At 64.5% G+C, this 15,172-nt stretch carries 14 protein-coding genes; 5 read left to right on the top strand and 9 right to left on the bottom strand.

The window, feature by feature from the left end; all coding sequences use genetic code 11:
• The first annotated feature begins 74 nt into the window (after window positions 1-74).
• Together X733_RS164850 and X733_RS164855 are read left to right on the top strand one after the other, a co-directional pair.
• Window positions 75-554 (top strand): DUF992 domain-containing protein, encoded by a 480-nt coding sequence (locus X733_RS164850; protein ID WP_023671135.1) that lies wholly within the window; start codon window positions 75-77, stop codon window positions 552-554.
• A gap of 193 nt (window positions 555-747) precedes the next feature.
• Window positions 748-2,184, top strand: a complete 1,437-nt coding sequence (locus X733_RS164855) for an MFS transporter (protein WP_023740927.1) — start codon at window positions 748-750, stop codon at window positions 2,182-2,184.
• A gap of 120 nt (window positions 2,185-2,304) precedes the next feature.
• Here X733_RS164855 and coaBC read toward each other — a convergent pair whose 3' ends face one another.
• From coaBC to ubiE, 3 genes are all read right to left on the bottom strand, one after another.
• Entirely contained in the window at window positions 2,305-3,771 is a 1,467-nt protein-coding gene (gene coaBC, locus X733_RS164860; protein ID WP_023817236.1) for a bifunctional phosphopantothenoylcysteine decarboxylase/phosphopantothenate--cysteine ligase CoaBC, read from the bottom strand.
• Between the two features lie 67 nt (window positions 3,772-3,838).
• On the bottom strand, window positions 3,839-5,413 hold the full coding sequence (gene ubiB, locus X733_RS164865; protein ID WP_023817235.1) for a 2-polyprenylphenol 6-hydroxylase: 1,575 nt from the start codon (window positions 5,411-5,413) through the stop codon (window positions 3,839-3,841).
• A gap of 31 nt (window positions 5,414-5,444) precedes the next feature.
• Window positions 5,445-6,221 (bottom strand): bifunctional demethylmenaquinone methyltransferase/2-methoxy-6-polyprenyl-1,4-benzoquinol methylase UbiE, encoded by a 777-nt coding sequence (gene ubiE / locus X733_RS164870; RefSeq protein WP_023691856.1) that lies wholly within the window; start codon window positions 6,219-6,221, stop codon window positions 5,445-5,447.
• A gap of 133 nt (window positions 6,222-6,354) precedes the next feature.
• On the opposite strand from ubiE, the gene X733_RS164875 reads away from it, so the two are divergent.
• The 3 genes from X733_RS164875 to X733_RS164885 all read left to right on the top strand — a co-directional run bounded on the left by X733_RS164875 (window position 6,355) and on the right by X733_RS164885 (window position 8,777).
• Window positions 6,355-7,326 carry an adenosine deaminase gene (locus X733_RS164875; protein ID WP_023683187.1) on the top strand — a complete coding sequence of 324 codons (972 nt, stop codon included), beginning with the start codon at window positions 6,355-6,357 and terminating at the stop codon, window positions 7,324-7,326.
• Window positions 7,327-7,454: 128 nt separating this feature from the next.
• A complete protein-coding gene (upp, locus tag X733_RS164880) occupies window positions 7,455-8,084 on the top strand; it encodes a uracil phosphoribosyltransferase (protein ID WP_023671129.1) in 630 nt (209 codons plus the stop codon).
• A gap of 129 nt (window positions 8,085-8,213) precedes the next feature.
• Window positions 8,214-8,777: a TIGR02281 family clan AA aspartic protease gene (locus tag X733_RS164885; RefSeq protein WP_023817234.1), complete on the top strand. Its 564-nt coding sequence runs from the start codon at window positions 8,214-8,216 to the stop codon at window positions 8,775-8,777.
• 9 nt (window positions 8,778-8,786) lie between these two features.
• Here X733_RS164885 and deoA read toward each other — a convergent pair whose 3' ends face one another.
• From deoA to X733_RS164915, 6 genes are all read right to left on the bottom strand, one after another.
• The gene (gene deoA / locus X733_RS164890) at window positions 8,787-10,106 is read right to left on the bottom strand and encodes a thymidine phosphorylase (protein ID WP_023733522.1); all 1,320 of its coding nucleotides are present in this window, start codon (window positions 10,104-10,106) and stop codon (window positions 8,787-8,789) included.
• A complete protein-coding gene (locus X733_RS164895; RefSeq protein ID WP_023691860.1) occupies window positions 10,106-10,924 on the bottom strand; it encodes a purine-nucleoside phosphorylase in 819 nt (272 codons plus the stop codon). Before X733_RS164895 ends, deoA begins: the two co-directional genes overlap by 1 nt.
• A gap of 12 nt (window positions 10,925-10,936) precedes the next feature.
• Window positions 10,937-11,329, bottom strand: coding sequence for a cytidine deaminase (gene cdd / locus X733_RS164900; RefSeq protein WP_023683183.1), 393 nt, complete (start codon window positions 11,327-11,329; stop codon window positions 10,937-10,939).
• A 107-nt stretch (window positions 11,330-11,436) separates the two neighbouring features.
• Complete coding sequence (locus X733_RS164905) at window positions 11,437-12,408, bottom strand: ABC transporter permease (RefSeq protein ID WP_023683182.1); 972 nt, start codon at window positions 12,406-12,408, stop codon at window positions 11,437-11,439.
• A gap of 1 nt (window position 12,409) precedes the next feature.
• Window positions 12,410-13,549 carry an ABC transporter permease gene (locus X733_RS164910; RefSeq protein WP_023817233.1) on the bottom strand — a complete coding sequence of 380 codons (1,140 nt, stop codon included), beginning with the start codon at window positions 13,547-13,549 and terminating at the stop codon, window positions 12,410-12,412.
• Entirely contained in the window at window positions 13,546-15,078 is a 1,533-nt protein-coding gene (locus X733_RS164915; protein ID WP_023817232.1) for an ABC transporter ATP-binding protein, read from the bottom strand. Before X733_RS164915 ends, X733_RS164910 begins: the two co-directional genes overlap by 4 nt.
• Between the last annotated feature and the right edge of the window lie 94 nt (window positions 15,079-15,172).

Below are 15,172 nucleotides of genomic sequence, written 5' to 3'. Positions count from 1 at the left end.
GATCGACTGATCCCTCTACGCGGGGCGCGGAACAGGTTACTGTTTCGCGCCGTATGCTTTTTGGGGGATCCGCCGTGCTGAAACCAGCCATCGCCGCCGCTATCACCATCATCTGTACCGCCCAGGCCCAAGCGCAAGGCCAGGGTATCGAACTCGGTGTGCTCGATTGCGCCATCGGCGGCGGCACCGGCTTCATCTTCGGCTCCAGCAAGGATCTGAGCTGCACCTTCACGCCGGCCGACAAGAGCTTTTCGCCGGAAGCCTATTTCGGCGCCGTCAACAAATACGGGCTCGACATCGGCACCACCAAGCAGACCGTCATGCAATGGCTGGTGCTGACGCCGCTGAGGAACATCTATGCGCCCGGCGCGTTGGCCGGCGACTATATCGGGGCCAGCGCCGAAGTGACGGCGGCGGTCGGCGCCGGCGCCAATCTCCTGGTCGGCGGCTCCTCGCAGGCCTTCACCCTGCAGCCGCTCAGCCTGCAGACGCAGACCGGTATCAACATTGCCATCGGCGTCAGCCAGTTTCAGCTGCGCAGCATTGAGAACTGACCGGCGCATCAAGCGGAGAGGTTTCCGGCCAATCTCGACCGTTTGCACTTCGATAAAAAGCCACTTGAGCTCAACTGCGCTTGAGGTTTTACAACTCGCCTGACTGAAACAGCGCGCATGGCCCCGCCGGAAAGCCCGACTGGCTTCTGGCGCCCTGCGCCGGCATCGAGATATGCAAAGGCAGGGTAAAAGAATGACTGAAATCACCAGCAACAAGGTCGACTGGCGGGCATTGTGGGCAAGCGGCGACCTCGCGCGCTTCTGCTTCATCAGCCTCGGCATCCTGCTGCACGCCACCAACGAGACGATGGTGGCGACGGTCATGCCGGCCATGGTCGGGGACCTCGCCGGTGTGCAGTTCGTCGGCTGGTCGCTGGCCGTCTACGAGCTCGGCGCCATTGTCGCCGGCGCTGCGGCCGGGCGGCTGGTCAGCTATGTCGCTCTACGCTCCAACGTCACGGTCGCCGCCCTGCTCTATGCCGTGGGCGCACTGATCTGCGCCACCGCGCCGTCCATGCCGGTGTTTCTTGGCGGCCGTCTGGTCGAGGGGCTCGGCGGCGGTGCGCTGGTGTCGCTGGCCTTCGTCTCGGTCGAGCGGCTGTTTAACCGCAGCATCTGGCCACAGCTGTTCGGCATCATGTCGGCGATCTGGGGCGTCGCCGCCTTCAGCGGCCCGATGCTCGGCGCGATCATGGTCGAACTCCTGTCCTGGCGCTGGGCCTTCGGCGTCTTCGTGCTGGGTGGCATCGCCATGGCATCGGCAAGCTTCATCGTCCTGAACACGCCGGAAGCGACGAAGCCGCAAGCCGCCGCCGGCACCTCGCCGCCCTTCCCCTTTGCAGCACTTGGCTGCCTCGCCATCGCCGTCGTGCTGATCGCCACCGCAGGCGTCGACGTCGCCTTGCTTCGATCGTCGCTGCTGCTGGTCCTCGGCCTCGCCGGCCTGGCGCTGTTCGTTTTCGTCGACGCCATGAAGCCGCAATCGCGACTGTTCCCGTCGGGCCTGTTCTCATGGCGCTCGCCGGTCGGCAGCGGCATGAGCATGGTTGCCGCCTTCTCGGTGGCGACAGTCTCTTTTTCCATCTACGGGCCGCTTCTGCTTACCACGCTGCACGGCATCCCGATCCTGACCACAGGCTACATCATCGCCGCCGAATCGATCGCCTGGTCAATCCTGTCGATCGCCGTCGCCAATGCGCCGCTGCAGCGCGAACGGCAGATCCTCGTCATCGGCGCGCTGATGATTGCAGCCGGCCTCGCCGGTTTCGCCTATGCCATCCCCGCCGGCTCGATCCCGGTGATCCTGCTCTGCGCTTTGTTGCAAGGCGGTGGCTTCGGCGTGTCATGGCCCTTCCTGACCCGCATCATCGTTGCCTCCGCCCGGGACGGCGAGCAGACGATCGCCTCGGCCGCCGTGCCGACCATGCAGCGCATCGGCTACGCCGTGGGCGCCGCCATGGCCGGAATCATCGCCAATGCCAGCGGCTTTTCGGACGGGCTGAACCGCGAGGCAGCAGCGCACGTCGCCGGCTGGCTGTACCTGGCCTTCGTGCCACTTGGCATTGTCGGTTGCCTGGCGGCGTTGAAGATGGCTTTGGCGGCACGCCGGCCGCAATTGGCGACAGGCTGAGGGCACGGCGGATCGAGAATTTGGCGACAGCATTCCGCCGGCGCTGTCGGCGTCAAATGCCCTCGGCCACAAGGCTGCCTGCAAGACCATGGCCTGCCCGATTGCGGAACCGGCGGCCGCTCAGGCTTGCAAACGCTCGGCGATGAGCGCGGCGACCCGCGCCGCCACCTCGTCCTTGCCCATCTCAGGCCATTCCTCGACGCCGTCCTTCGAGACGATGCGCACCTTGTTGCGGTCGCCGCCCATGACGCCGGTGGGGCCGACGCCGCTTTCATGCGAGACATCGTTGGCGACAATGAAATCGGCGCCCTTCTTCTTCAGCTTGGCCTCGGCATTGGCAATCAGGTCCTGCGTCTCGGCGGCGAAGCCGACAACCAGCCCCGGGCGTTGCCCGTGATGACCGACGCCGGCGAGAATGTCGGGGTTTTCGACCATTTGCAGCGCCGGTGGGCCCTGGCCCGCCACCTTCTTGATCTTCTCGCCGGCCGTGCCAGCGGTGCGCCAGTCGGCGACGGCAGCTACGAAGACCGCGGCGTCCGCCGGCAACAACTGTTCGACGGCCGCTTTCATCTCGGCCGCGGTCTCGACATGCGTCGTCACAACGCCGGCCGGATCGGCAATGCCGACCGGACCGGAGACCAGGCGTACATCCGCGCCCAGTCTTGCCAGCGCTGCCGCAATCGCATGACCCTGCTTGCCCGAAGAGCGGTTGGCGATGTAGCGCACCGGGTCGATCGGCTCATGCGTCGGCCCCGAGGTGACGATGATCCTGCGGCCGGCCAGCGGCTTCGGCCTGCTGTCGAGCAGTGCCTCGATCACTGCCACGATGTCCAGCGGCTCGGCCATGCGGCCTTCGCCCACCTCATTGCTCTCGGCCATCTCGCCCTTGGCCGGGCCGACGAAGGCGATGCCATCCTTGGCGAGCGTCGCCCGGTTGCGGCTCGTCGCGGCATGCGACCACATTTTCGGGTTCATCGCCGGCGCCATCAGCACCTTCTTGTCGGTGGCGAGCAGCACCGTGGAGGCCAGATCGTTGGCATGGCCGTTGGCGAGCTTGGCCATCAGATCGGCAGTGGCCGGCGCCACTACCAGAAGGTCGGCCTCGCGCGACAGGCGGATATGGCCGACATCGTGCTCGTCATTGCGGTCGAACAATTCGCTGAAGACATGGTCGGCCGAAAGCGCGCCGACCGAAAGCGTGGTGACGAACTCCTGCGCCGCCGATGTCATCACGACGCGCACCGCCGCACCGCGCTCGCGCAGCCGGCGGATCAGGTCCAGCGCCTTGTAGGCGGCGATGCCGCCGCCGATGATCAGCAGGATGCGCTTGCCGTCGAGGGTTTTGTGCGTTTTTGTGGATTGACCTCGCTCGGGCAGATCGATGTCAAAACCTCCATGAGGCTCAACCAAGCGGCGGATTGTTGCATAGAGGGTTTCGCTCTCGGGCATGCCGGCTTCCGCCGACAGCACGCTTTTGGCAAGCGCATCACGCGCCTCTTCCTCCATCGACACCCCGCGCGCCGCAGCGCGCTCACGCAATTTCTGCTTCACGTCGTCAGCTAGATTGCGGACAGTAATGGTGCCCATGACTTGCTCCGCGACATCAATAGCGCGACTGCAACGCTAGCACCACCGTTGCTAGCGTTGCAAGCGATCAAAGCAGCTTCCACGCGATGTAAACCAGCGTCAGCGCGATCACCCACAGCGCCAGCCGGCCCGAGCGGGTGTAACGGGCTTCGGCCTTGCCGATGGCGCGCGATGTCGCCTCGTCGAAGCGGAGGCCGTGCTCCGCCATAAAATCGATCTCGCGCGACAGCCGCTCGGTGCGGGCGGCAAGATCGGGCGCCTGGCGGGCCAGCGCCAGCAGCGCCTTGGCGCCGTCGCGCGCGTCCATCAGCAGGCCGCTCGGCCCGAGATTGCCGGCGATCCACTGGCCGACCACCGGCTCGGCCGTCTTCCACATGTTGAAGGCCGGGTCGAGCGTACGCGCGACGCCCTCCACCACCACCATGGTCTTCTGCAACAGGATCAGTTCCGACCGCGTGGCCATATCGAACAATTCGGTGACCTCGAACAGCAGCGTCAAAAGCTTGGCCATCGAAATGGTCTCGGCCGGCTGGCCGTGGATCGGCTCGCCGATGGCGCGGATCGCCTGCGCGAAAGCCGCGACATTGTGCCGACGCGGCACGTAGCCGGCCTCGAAATGCACCTCGGCGACGCGCAGATAGTCGCGCGTGATGAAGCCGTAGAGGATTTCGGCGAGGAACCGGCGCTCCTTCTTGCCGAGCCGTCCGGCAATGCCGAGATCGACGGCGACGATATTGCCATTGGCCTCGACGAACAGATTGCCTGGATGCATGTCGGCATGGAAGAAGCCGTCGCGCAGCGTGTGACGCAGGAACGACTGGATCAGGTTGGTGGCGATCGCCTTCAGATCGTGCCCCGCCGCCGCGAGGCCGGCGATGTCGTTCATCTTGACGCCGTCGACCCATTCCATGGTCAGCACATCGCGCCCGGTGCGCTCCCAGTCGACCGACGGCACGCGGAAGCCCGGATCGTCCTTGGTGTTTTCGCCCAGTTCCGAAAGTGCGGCCGCCTCGAGGCGAAGATCCATCTCGATCTTGGTGGTCTGCGCCAGCGTCTCGGTCACCTCGACCGGCCGCAGCCGGCGCGACGACGGGATGTATTTCTCCTGCAGCCGAGCGGCGAGGAAATAGCTTTCGAGATCCTGGAAGAAGCGGCGGCGCACGCCAGGCCGGATCACCTTCACCGCCACCTTGGTATCGACACCGTCATGCATTGCTTGCGCGGGATGAACCTGGGCGATGGAGGCCGCCGCGACCGGCCCGCCGAACTGCGTATAGAGTTCGCCGATCTTGCGCCCGAGCGAGCCCTCGATCGCCGCCACCGCTTCCGCCTGCGAAAAAGTGTGCATCTTGTCCTGCAGCATGGCGAGGTCGAGCGCCATGTCGTTGCCGACGACATCAGGCCGCGTCGCCAGGAACTGGCCGAGCTTGACGTAGGAGGGTCCGAGCCGGACCACCGCCTTGGCCAGCCGGTCGCTGCGCTCATAAGCGAGCGCGCGGCGGCGGGTAAACAGCCGCGCCATGCGCCAGCCGAATTTCGGCAGGCCGCCGAGTTCGTCGCCCGGCAGTGCTGCGATCACGCCCTCGCGGACCAACACCCAGCCGGCCCGTGCGAGCCGAAAGGCGGCGCCGACGCTGCTCATCGTCTACCCTGCTGCTGCAAATTGTCCGGCCTCAAAGCTTCCAGCCCGAATGAAGCGCTGCGATGCCGCCGGAATAGTTGCGGAACGACACGCGCTCGAAGCCCGCGCGGGTGATCATGGCAGCAAAGTTCTGCTGATTGGGAAATTTGCGGATCGATTCGACCAGGTAGGAATAGGGTTCGCCCTCGCCCGTCACCATCTTGCCGATCTGCGGAATGGCGTTGAACGACCAGGCTTCGTAGACCTTGTCCAGCAGCGGCATCTCGACCTCGGAAAACTCCAGGCACAGGAACCGTCCGCCGGGCTTCAGCACGCGAAAGGCTTCCGTCAGCGCGACATCGATGCGCGGCACGTTGCGGATGCCGAATGCGATGGTGTAGGCGTCAAAGGTGCTATCGGTGAAAGGCAGTTCCTCGGCATTGGCCTCGACGAAATCGGTGTTGCCGGACAGGCCCTTTTTCTCCGCGCGGTCACGGCCGACGCTAAGCATCGAGCCGTTGATGTCGAGCACCGTGGCATGCGTGTTGCCATGGCTGGCGTCTACAATGCGGAAGGCGATGTCGCCGGTGCCGCCCGCCACGTCAAGCACTTTCCAGCCCGGACGTTTCGGCGGATTGAGCCATGTCACCATGGCATCCTTCCACAGCCGGTGCAGCCCGGCCGACATCAGGTCGTTCATCAGGTCGTAGCGGTTCGCCACCTTGTGGAAAACCTCATTGACCAGAGGCTGCTTGTCGCCTGGCCCTACCTTCTTGAAACCATAGGAGGTTTCCATGCCGCCCGCGGCCGTGGTTCTCTCAACTGACATTATTTTGATCCGTCATAAAACCGGCGGGACCATAGCCGATCGATGGTGCGGGCGCTATTGTTTAAGGCGCGGTGTTCGGCCGCGCTTCCAGGTGGTGGGCTTACGGCCTGGACTGATGAGACGGGATAACTGCATGCCTTTGAAAGCGGAACTGCACTGCCACATCGAGGGGGCAGCGGCGCCCGAACTCGTCGTCCGCCAGGCGCAGAAATACGGCAAGGACACCTCGCTTTATATCCAGAACGGCTCGTTCGTCTGGCACGACTTCACCTCTTTCCTCGCGGCTTACGACTTTTCCGCCGACCTGTTCCGCTCCGAGGAGGATTATGCCCGCCTCGCCGACCATTATCTGACCAGCCTTGCCCGCGACGGCGCCATCTATTCCGAAGTCTTCACCTCGCCCGACCATGCCGTCAGGGCCGGCCTGTCGCCCAAGGCCTACACCGATGCGCTCGGCGAAGGCATGCTGCGCGCCAAAGCCAAGACCGGCATAGAGGGCCGCATGATCGTCACCGGCGTACGCCATGTCGGCGTCGAATCGATCGAGCAGGCGGCGCGTTTTGCGGCGCGCTGCGGAAATCCGCTGGTCACCGGATTCGGCGTCGCCGGCGATGAACGCATGGGCGAGATGGAGGATTATGTCAGGGCCTTCGAGATCGCCCGTGAAGCCGGCCTCGGCATCACCATCCATGCCGGCGAGCTGACCGGATGGGAGACGGTGCAGGCCGCACTCGACCACATCCGCCCCTCGCGCATCGGCCATGGCGTGCGCGCCATCGAAAATCCCGACCTGGTGCGCCGCATCGCCGATGAGGGCATCGTGCTCGAATGCTGCCCCGGCTCCAACATCGCGCTCAAAGTCTACGACAGTTTCGCCGATCACCCTTTGCCTGCCCTGCAGGCGGCCGGCTGCAAGGTGACGCTGAACTCCGACGACCCACCCTATTTCTGGACCTCGCTGAAGCGCGAATACGACATCGCCGCCGAGCATTTCTCCATGAATGAAAAAGCTTTGACCGCCGTCACCAGGACGGCGATCGAAGCGGCTTTCGTCGACAGGAAGACGAAAAGCGCGCTGCTTGCCCGGCTCGATGCGAAGAGGTGACTGGTGACTGGTGATTGGTGATTGGTTTGCCGGCGGTTCGGCCTGTCAACGGCAATGATCGATCCATCGGGACTCGCAAACCTGCTCACTATTCACTATTCACTATTCACCATTCACTGGAGCAACCCATGCAGGGCGTCACCGTCGTCGACCACCCGCTTGTCCAGCACAAGCTCACCATCATGCGCAAGAAGGAGACGTCGACCGCCGGTTTCCGGCGGCTGCTGCGCGAGATCTCGCTGCTGCTCGGCTACGAGGTCACCCGCAACCTCGAACTGACGACGACGACCATCGAAACGCCGATGGAAACCATGGAAGCGCCGACGCTGGAGGGCAAGAAGCTGGTCTTCGCCTCGGTGCTGCGCGCCGGCAATGGCCTGCTCGAAGGCCTGCTCGACCTGGTCCCGGCGGCCCGCGTCGCGCATGTCGGCCTCTACCGCGATCACGAAACGCTGGAGGCGGTGGAATATTTCTTCAAGGCGCCGAGCGATCTCGCCGACCGGCTAGTGATCGTCGTCGATCCGATGCTGGCGACCGCGAACTCGGCCATCGCGGCCATCGACAAGCTGAAGGAGCGCGGCGCCACCAACATCCGCTTCCTTTGCCTGCTGGCGGCGCCAGAAGGCATCGAGCGCTTCACCAAGGCGCATCCGGATGTCCCGGTCTTTACCGCTTCCATCGACCGCCAGCTCAACGAGAAGGGCTACATCATGCCCGGCCTCGGCGATGCCGGCGACCGCATGTACGGAACCAAATGACGGCGGCTGGCAAGGCCAGCTGACATCCAGTCGTTTACCGCCCGTTTACGCAAAGCCGCGGTTTCGGGTTGGCGTTAAAGCGGCAAACACCATGTGCGCACGAGAATGGGCCTTCACGAAGGTCCATTCATGCTGCGCAAGCTTGTCATTCTGGGCGTGTTCGCCGGAACGTCGGCATCGATCCCGATCGTCTATCAGTCGAATCCGCAGATTCTCGACAACCTGTTGAAGTCGACCGTCGCCGGCAAGCTGTCCGCGCAGCCTCAGCCCGAACTGAACATGGCCTCGGTTCCCGGCAAGCCGGCCGCACCGCTGCCCACTGGGCGCAAAGTATTGGTGGCGGCTGACGAGCGCGGCCATTTCACCTCCGCCTTCAAGCTCAACGGCCGCCAGGTCGACGGCATGATCGACACCGGCGCCACTTTGGTCGCCATCAACACCTCGACGGCGCGCCGCATCGGCATCTCGCTCAACCCGTCGGACTTCAACCAGCAGGTCAACACCGCCAATGGCGCGATCAGGGCCGCCGTGGTCAACATCGATCGCCTGCAGATCGGCAAGATCAGCGTCGACAACGTCCAGGCGGTAGTGCTCGACGACAAGGCTCTGCGCACCAACCTCATTGGCATGAGCTTTTTGCAGCGGCTGGCAAAATACCAGGTCGAAAACGGCACACTGTTACTGGTGCAGTAGCGCGTTCCGCTACCCGCGCGGCAGCACGCGCCGGATGACTGTCTTGTCGGCGGCTGGTTTCGACGCCCCGATCGTATAGGCCGAAAGCACGGCGGCTGCGGCCGCTTCGGCCTCCACTTGCGTGCGGGCGTGGACCAGCGCCAGCGGCTCGCCGGCCCGCACCTCGGCGCCGAGCGGCAGCAGCCTGGTGATGCCGACCGCATGGTCGATCCTGTCGTCCGGCCGCGTGCGCCCGCCACCGAGCCCGACCACAGCAAGGCCGATATCGCGGGTGGCAATAGCGGTGGCAAAACCGTTGCCTGTCGCCTTGACCGCAAACTCCACCGCCGCTTTCGGCAGGTATTTTTCCGGCTTCTCGACGAAATCGGCGGGACCGCCAAGGGCTGCGACCATACGCGCGAAGGCGGCTGCCGCGCGGCCGCCGGCCAGCGTCTCGGCCGCGCGCCTGAGACCGTCCTGATTGGACGACGCCAGCCCTGCCGATTGCAGCATCTCGGCGGCCAGCGCCAGCGTCACATCCTCCAGTCGCTTGTCGCGGAACCTTCCGGTGAGGAAATCGACGGCGTTGCGCACCTCGACCGCGTTGCCGGCCGCCGACGCCAGCGGCTCGTTCATACCGGTGACCAGCGCCGAGGCCTTCAGGCCGGCGCCGTTGGCGATCTCGACCAGGCTGTTGGCCAGTGCTGTCGCGTCGCGCGACTTCTCCATGAAGGCGCCATTGCCGACCTTGACGTCGAGCACCAGCGACCGCAGGCCGGCCGCGAGTTTCTTCGACAGGATAGAGGCAGTGATCAGCGGCACCGATTCCACCGTTCCGGTCACATCGCGGATCGCATAGAGGCGACGGTCGGCGGGCGCGAGATCGGCGGTCTGGCCGATGATGGCACAGCCGGTCTCGAGCACCGTCTTGCGGAAGCGCGCGATATCCGGCTGGCTGATATAGCCCGGGATGGCATCCATCTTGTCCAGCGTGCCGCCGGTATGGCCAAGGCCCCTGCCGGATATCATCGGCACATAGGCGCCGCAAGCGGCGACGATCGGCGCCAGCATCAGCGAGACATTGTCGCCAACGCCGCCGGTCGAATGTTTGTCGGTGACCGGACCCGGCAGGTCCGACCAGTCGAGCACATCGCCGGAATCGCGCATGGCGAGCGTCAGCGCCACCGCCTCGTCGCGGTTCATGCCGTTGAAGAACACCGCCATGGCAAAGGCGCCGACCTGACCGTCCGAGACGCTGCCCGAAGTCACGCCGGCGACAAAGGCCGAAATCTCCTGCGCCGACAGTTTCTGGCCATCGCGCTTGCGGCGGATGATTTCCTGGGGAAGCATCAGGCGTCGCCCTTCAGCTCCGGCAACCCATCCTGGAACACATGCGCAAGGATCGTCGCCAACCGTGCGCCGCCGATCGGCGCCATGTCCTTGGTCTCCTGGTGCGACAGTTCCGCCCCGGTCATCCCGGCGGCGAGATTGGTGATCACCGAACAGGCGGCTACGCGAAGCCCAAGGAAGCGGGCGAGAATGACCTCCGGCACGGTCGACATCCCTACCGCATTGGCGCCCATGACGCGCGCCATGCGGATTTCAGCAGGGGTTTCGAAGCACGGACCGGAAAACCACATATAGACGCCCTTGTGCAGCGCCGTCCCTGTCGCCTTCGCCGCCCGTTCGATCGCCGCGCGCAGGCCGGCATCATAGGCTTCGGTCAGGCCGACGAAGCGGCGGTCGCTAGGCTCGCCGATCAGCGGGTTGGAGCCGGAGAAATTGATGTGATCGGTGATCAGCATCACCGATCCAGGCAGCATGTCGGGATCGACCGAGCCGGCGGCATTGGTAAGGATCAGCTTGGTGATGCCGATGCCGGCAAGCACCTCCAGCGCCGGCCGCATCGCCGCAGCAACGCCGTGCTCGTAATAATGGGCGCGGCCGGACAGCATCAGCACCGGCGTGCCGGCGAAAAGCCCCGCGACCACCTCGCCGGCATGGCCAGTCACCCCGCTGCGGGGGAAACCCGGCAGGTCGGCATAAGAGATGCGCACGGCATTTTCGACCTGGTCGACAAGCCCGCCAAGGCCCGACCCCAGCACCATCGCCGTTGTCGGCGCCAACCCGTCCAGCCTTTCAACGAGGTGGTCCAGAGCTTCCTTCATATCAGCCAACTCTCACTTCAAAATGTCGCCACGAAACCCGTAGGGCAGCATGTCGCCCATCGTCACGGTCTCGACCACGCCGGTGTTGTCGCAAAGATAGAGCTTCGTGTCCGGCCGGCAGAACTCCGCCAGCCTTTGCCGGCAGCCGCCACAGGGCGAGCATTTGGCCATGCGCGAGGCAATGACGGCGATCTCGACGATCTTGCCGCCGCCGCCCATGATGTAATGGCCGAGCGCCGTGGTCTCGGCGCACCAGCCTTCCGGATAGGACGCGACCTCGATGTTGGCGCCGGTGAAGACACGGCCGTCTTCGGTGCGCAACGCCGCACCCACCGGAAACTTCGAATAGGGCGCGTAGGCCTTGGCCATGGCCTCCTGCGCGGCTTCGAACAGATCATGCGACATCTAGACGTTCTCTCCGACGATCGTGGTCAAAACCCGGCCATTTGCGTTTTCCTGGCGCCTTTCGAGCACCAGCCGCATGTTCGACACAGTGCTCCTGGGCGCCCGGATCAACGTTCCTTGACATAAGGCACGCCGCCGGCGCGCGGCGGGATCGCCTTGCCGATGAAGCCGGCAAGCAGGATCACGGTCAGCACATAGGGCAGCGCCTGCATGAACTGCACCGGCACCTTGCCGATCAACGGCAGCGGCGAACCCTGCAGGCGGATCGCCGCCGCGTCGAGGAAGCCGAACAGAAGACAGGCGAACATGGCGTTCACCGGTCGCCATTTGGCAAAGATCAGCGCCGCCAGTGCGATGTACCCCTTGCCCGCGGTCATGTCCTTCACGAAGCCGCCATTCTGCACCATCGAGAGGTAGGCGCCGGCAATGCCGGTCAGCACACCGGTGCAGATCAGGGCCCGGTAGCGCAGCCAAGCGACCGAAATGCCGGCGGTGTCGACGGCGGCCGGGTTCTCGCCGACGGCGCGTAGGCGCAGGCCGAAGCGGGTGCGAAACAACACCCACCAGGTGAACGGCACCATGGCGAAAGCGAGATAGACCAGGATCGAATGGCCAGAGAGCAGCTCGGAATAGATCGGCCCTATGATCGGCACGTCGTGGATCGCGGCAGCACCAGGCAGAGTGATGGCCTCGAAACGCTCGCCCGGCTGCAGCGCCGGCGTTCGCCCGCCCTGCTGGAACCAGGCTTGGCCCAGAATGATGGTCGAGCCGGCGGCGACGAAGTTGATGGCCACACCGGAGACGATCTGGTTGCCGCGATGGGTGATCGAGGCGAAGCCGTGCACCAGGGCAAAGGCGACCGACATCACGATCGCCATGCCGAGACCGAGGAAGGCCGAATGGAAGACCGAAGCGGCGGCCGCACCTGCAAAGGCGCCGACCAGCATCTTGCCTTCCAGCCCGATGTCGAAAACGCCGGCGCGTTCCGAATAGAGGCCGGCGAGGCAAGCGAGTAGCAGCGGCACCGACAGGCGTATGGTCGAGTCCAGGATCTGCACGATGGCGATGAAGACGTCCATCTCAGGCGCCCTTCCCTTTGACCGCTTCGATGCCGACCGACCTTGGACTGAACGAGGCGAACAGCGCCTGGACGTAGGGCCGGAACATGTGCTCCAGCGCACCGGCAAACAGGATGACCAGGCCTTGGATGATGACGATCATGTCGCGGGAAATCGCCGGCATTTCGAAGGCAAGTTCGGCGCCGCCCTGGTAGAGCATGCCGAACAGGATCGCCGCCAGCACGATGCCGACCGGATGCAGTCGGCCCATCAGCGCCACGGCGATGCCGACGAAGCCGGCGCCGGAGACGAAATCGATCGCCACATTGTGCTGGTCGCCCATCACCGGGTTCAGCGTCATCATGCCGGCCAGCGCGCCCGAAATCATCATCGCGATGATGATGATGCGGGTCTCCGAAATGCCGGCATAGCGCGCCGCTTTCGGGCTGTGGCCATAGGTGCGCATCTCGTAGCCGAGCTTGGTGCGCCAGATCAGCAGCCAGACCAGGAATGCCATGAGCAGCGCCAGCAGGAAGCAGATGTTGAACGGCGCCGAGCGGATCTTGGCGCCGAACAGTTCGATGATCCAGTTGAGTTTGGGCAGTTCGGCGCCGGCGAGGAAGTTGCGCGTCTGCGGCGCCTGCGACGCCGCCGGCTTCAACGGCCCGACCAGGAGGTAGACCATGATCGAGGCTGCGATGAAGTTGAACATGATGGTGGTGATGACGATGTGCGACCCGCGCTTGGCCTGCAGATAGGCCGGGATCAGCGCCCACAGCGCACCGACGGCGGCTCCGGCGACGATCGCCAGCGGAAAGGTCAGCCACCACGGCAGCACAGTGTCGAAGGCGAGGCAGACCACGCCCACGCCAAGGCCGGCAATATAGGCCTGGCCCTCGGTCCCGATGTTGAACAGGCCGCAATGCGCGGCCACCGCCACCGACAGGCCGGTGAAGATGAAGGTGGTGGCATAGAACAGCGTGAAGGCAATGCCGGTTCCCTTGCCGAAAGCGCCCTCGACCAGGATGACGGCGGCACGAAGCGGGTTTTCGCCGACCAGCATGACGACGAAACCGGCAACGATGAAGGCCACGGACAGATTGATCAGCGGGATCAGCCCATAATCGGCCCAGGCCGGCAGTTTGGCGTAAGGCGTGCTCACTCTGCCGCCTCCTGGCGATCGATGCCTGCCATCAGCAGGCCAAGCTCGCCCTCGGTCGCCTCGGGGCCACGTTCGCCGACGATGCGCCCGGCAAACATCACCAGGATGCGGTCGGACAGCGAACGGATCTCGTCGAGCTCGACCGACACCACCAGCACCGCCTTGCCCTGGTCGCGCATGGCAATCAGCCGCTTGTGGATGAATTCTATGGCGCCGACATCGACGCCGCGCGTCGGCTGGCCGACGATCAGAACACCGGGGTCCTGCTCCATTTCCCGCGCCAGCACGATCTTCTGCTGGTTGCCGCCGGAGAAATTCGCCGTCTTCAGACGCGGATTGCCGGGACGGATGTCGTACTTCTCTATCTTGTCCTTGGCATCGGTCATGATGGCGTCGATGTTGAGGAACGGCCCTTTGAGGTAGCGCGGGTCGTCATGGTAGCCGAGGATCGAATTCTCGTTCTCCTCGAAGGCCAGCACCAGGCCGACATGATGGCGGTCCTCCGGCACATGGGCGAGCCCACGGTCGCGCAACTCGCCGGGATCGGCGGCCCCGGTCAGGTCGATCGGCTTGCCATCGAGCATCACCGAGCCGGAAACCGCGCGCCTGATGCCGGAAATCGCCTCGAGCAGTTCGGACTGGCCGTTGCCGGCGACACCGGCAATGCCGACGATCTCGCCGGCGTGGATATCGAAGGAGATGTCGTCGACCATGGTGACGCCGCGCTGGTCTTTCACCGTCAGGTTCTTGACCGCGAGCTTGACCGCGCCAGCCTCCGTCTCGCCCTTTTCGACCCGCAGCAGCACGCGCCGCCCAACCATCAGTTCGGCCAGTTCGCCGACTGTCGTCTTGCTGGTCTCGCGCGTCGCCACCATCGTGCCCTGGCGCATGACCGAGACATTGTCGGTGATGGCCATGATCTCGCGCAGCTTGTGGGTGATCAGCACCACCGTTTTCCCCTGGTCCTTCAATTGCCTGAGGATGCGAAACAGATGGTCGGCCTCGGCCGGCGTCAACACGCCCGTCGGCTCGTCGAGAATCAGGATTTCGGCGCCGCGATAAAGCGCCTTCAGGATTTCGACACGCTGCTGCAGGCCGACCGGCAATTCCTCGATGATGGCGTCGGGATCGACTTCCAGCCCGTATTCGCGCTCGAGCCGCTCCAGTTCGGAGCGCGCCTTGGCGATGCTCTTTTTCAACAGCGCATCGCTTTCGGCGCCGAGGATGATGTTTTCCAGCACGGTGAAATTGTCGACCAGCATGAAGTGCTGGTGCACCATGCCGATGCCGAGCGCGATGGCGTCGTTGGAAGTCTTGATAGACGCCGGCTTGCCGCCGACGCGGATCTCGCCGCTGTCGGCCTGGTAGAAGCCGTAGAGGATCGACATCAGCGTCGACTTGCCGGCGCCGTTCTCGCCGACGATGCCGTGGATGGTGCCGCGTGCGATATCCAGATTGATGTCGCGATTGGCGCGAACGGCGCCAAAACTCTTGTTGATGCCGATCAGTTCGATTGCGGCTTGCGCCATGCAGCCTGTCCCACTCTTATTTTTTTATCGCTTGGTCAAAACGCCTAGCATGATGCCCCACCCGTGCCAATTGGCGGCGCAGTGGCCACTCTCG

The organism is Mesorhizobium sp. L2C066B000, from assembly GCF_000502335.1.
In the GTDB taxonomy this organism is placed as follows: Bacteria; Pseudomonadota; Alphaproteobacteria; order Rhizobiales; family Rhizobiaceae; genus Mesorhizobium.
Note: the sequence above shows the minus strand (reverse complement) of the source record. Positions and strands in the feature narration are given on the sequence as shown.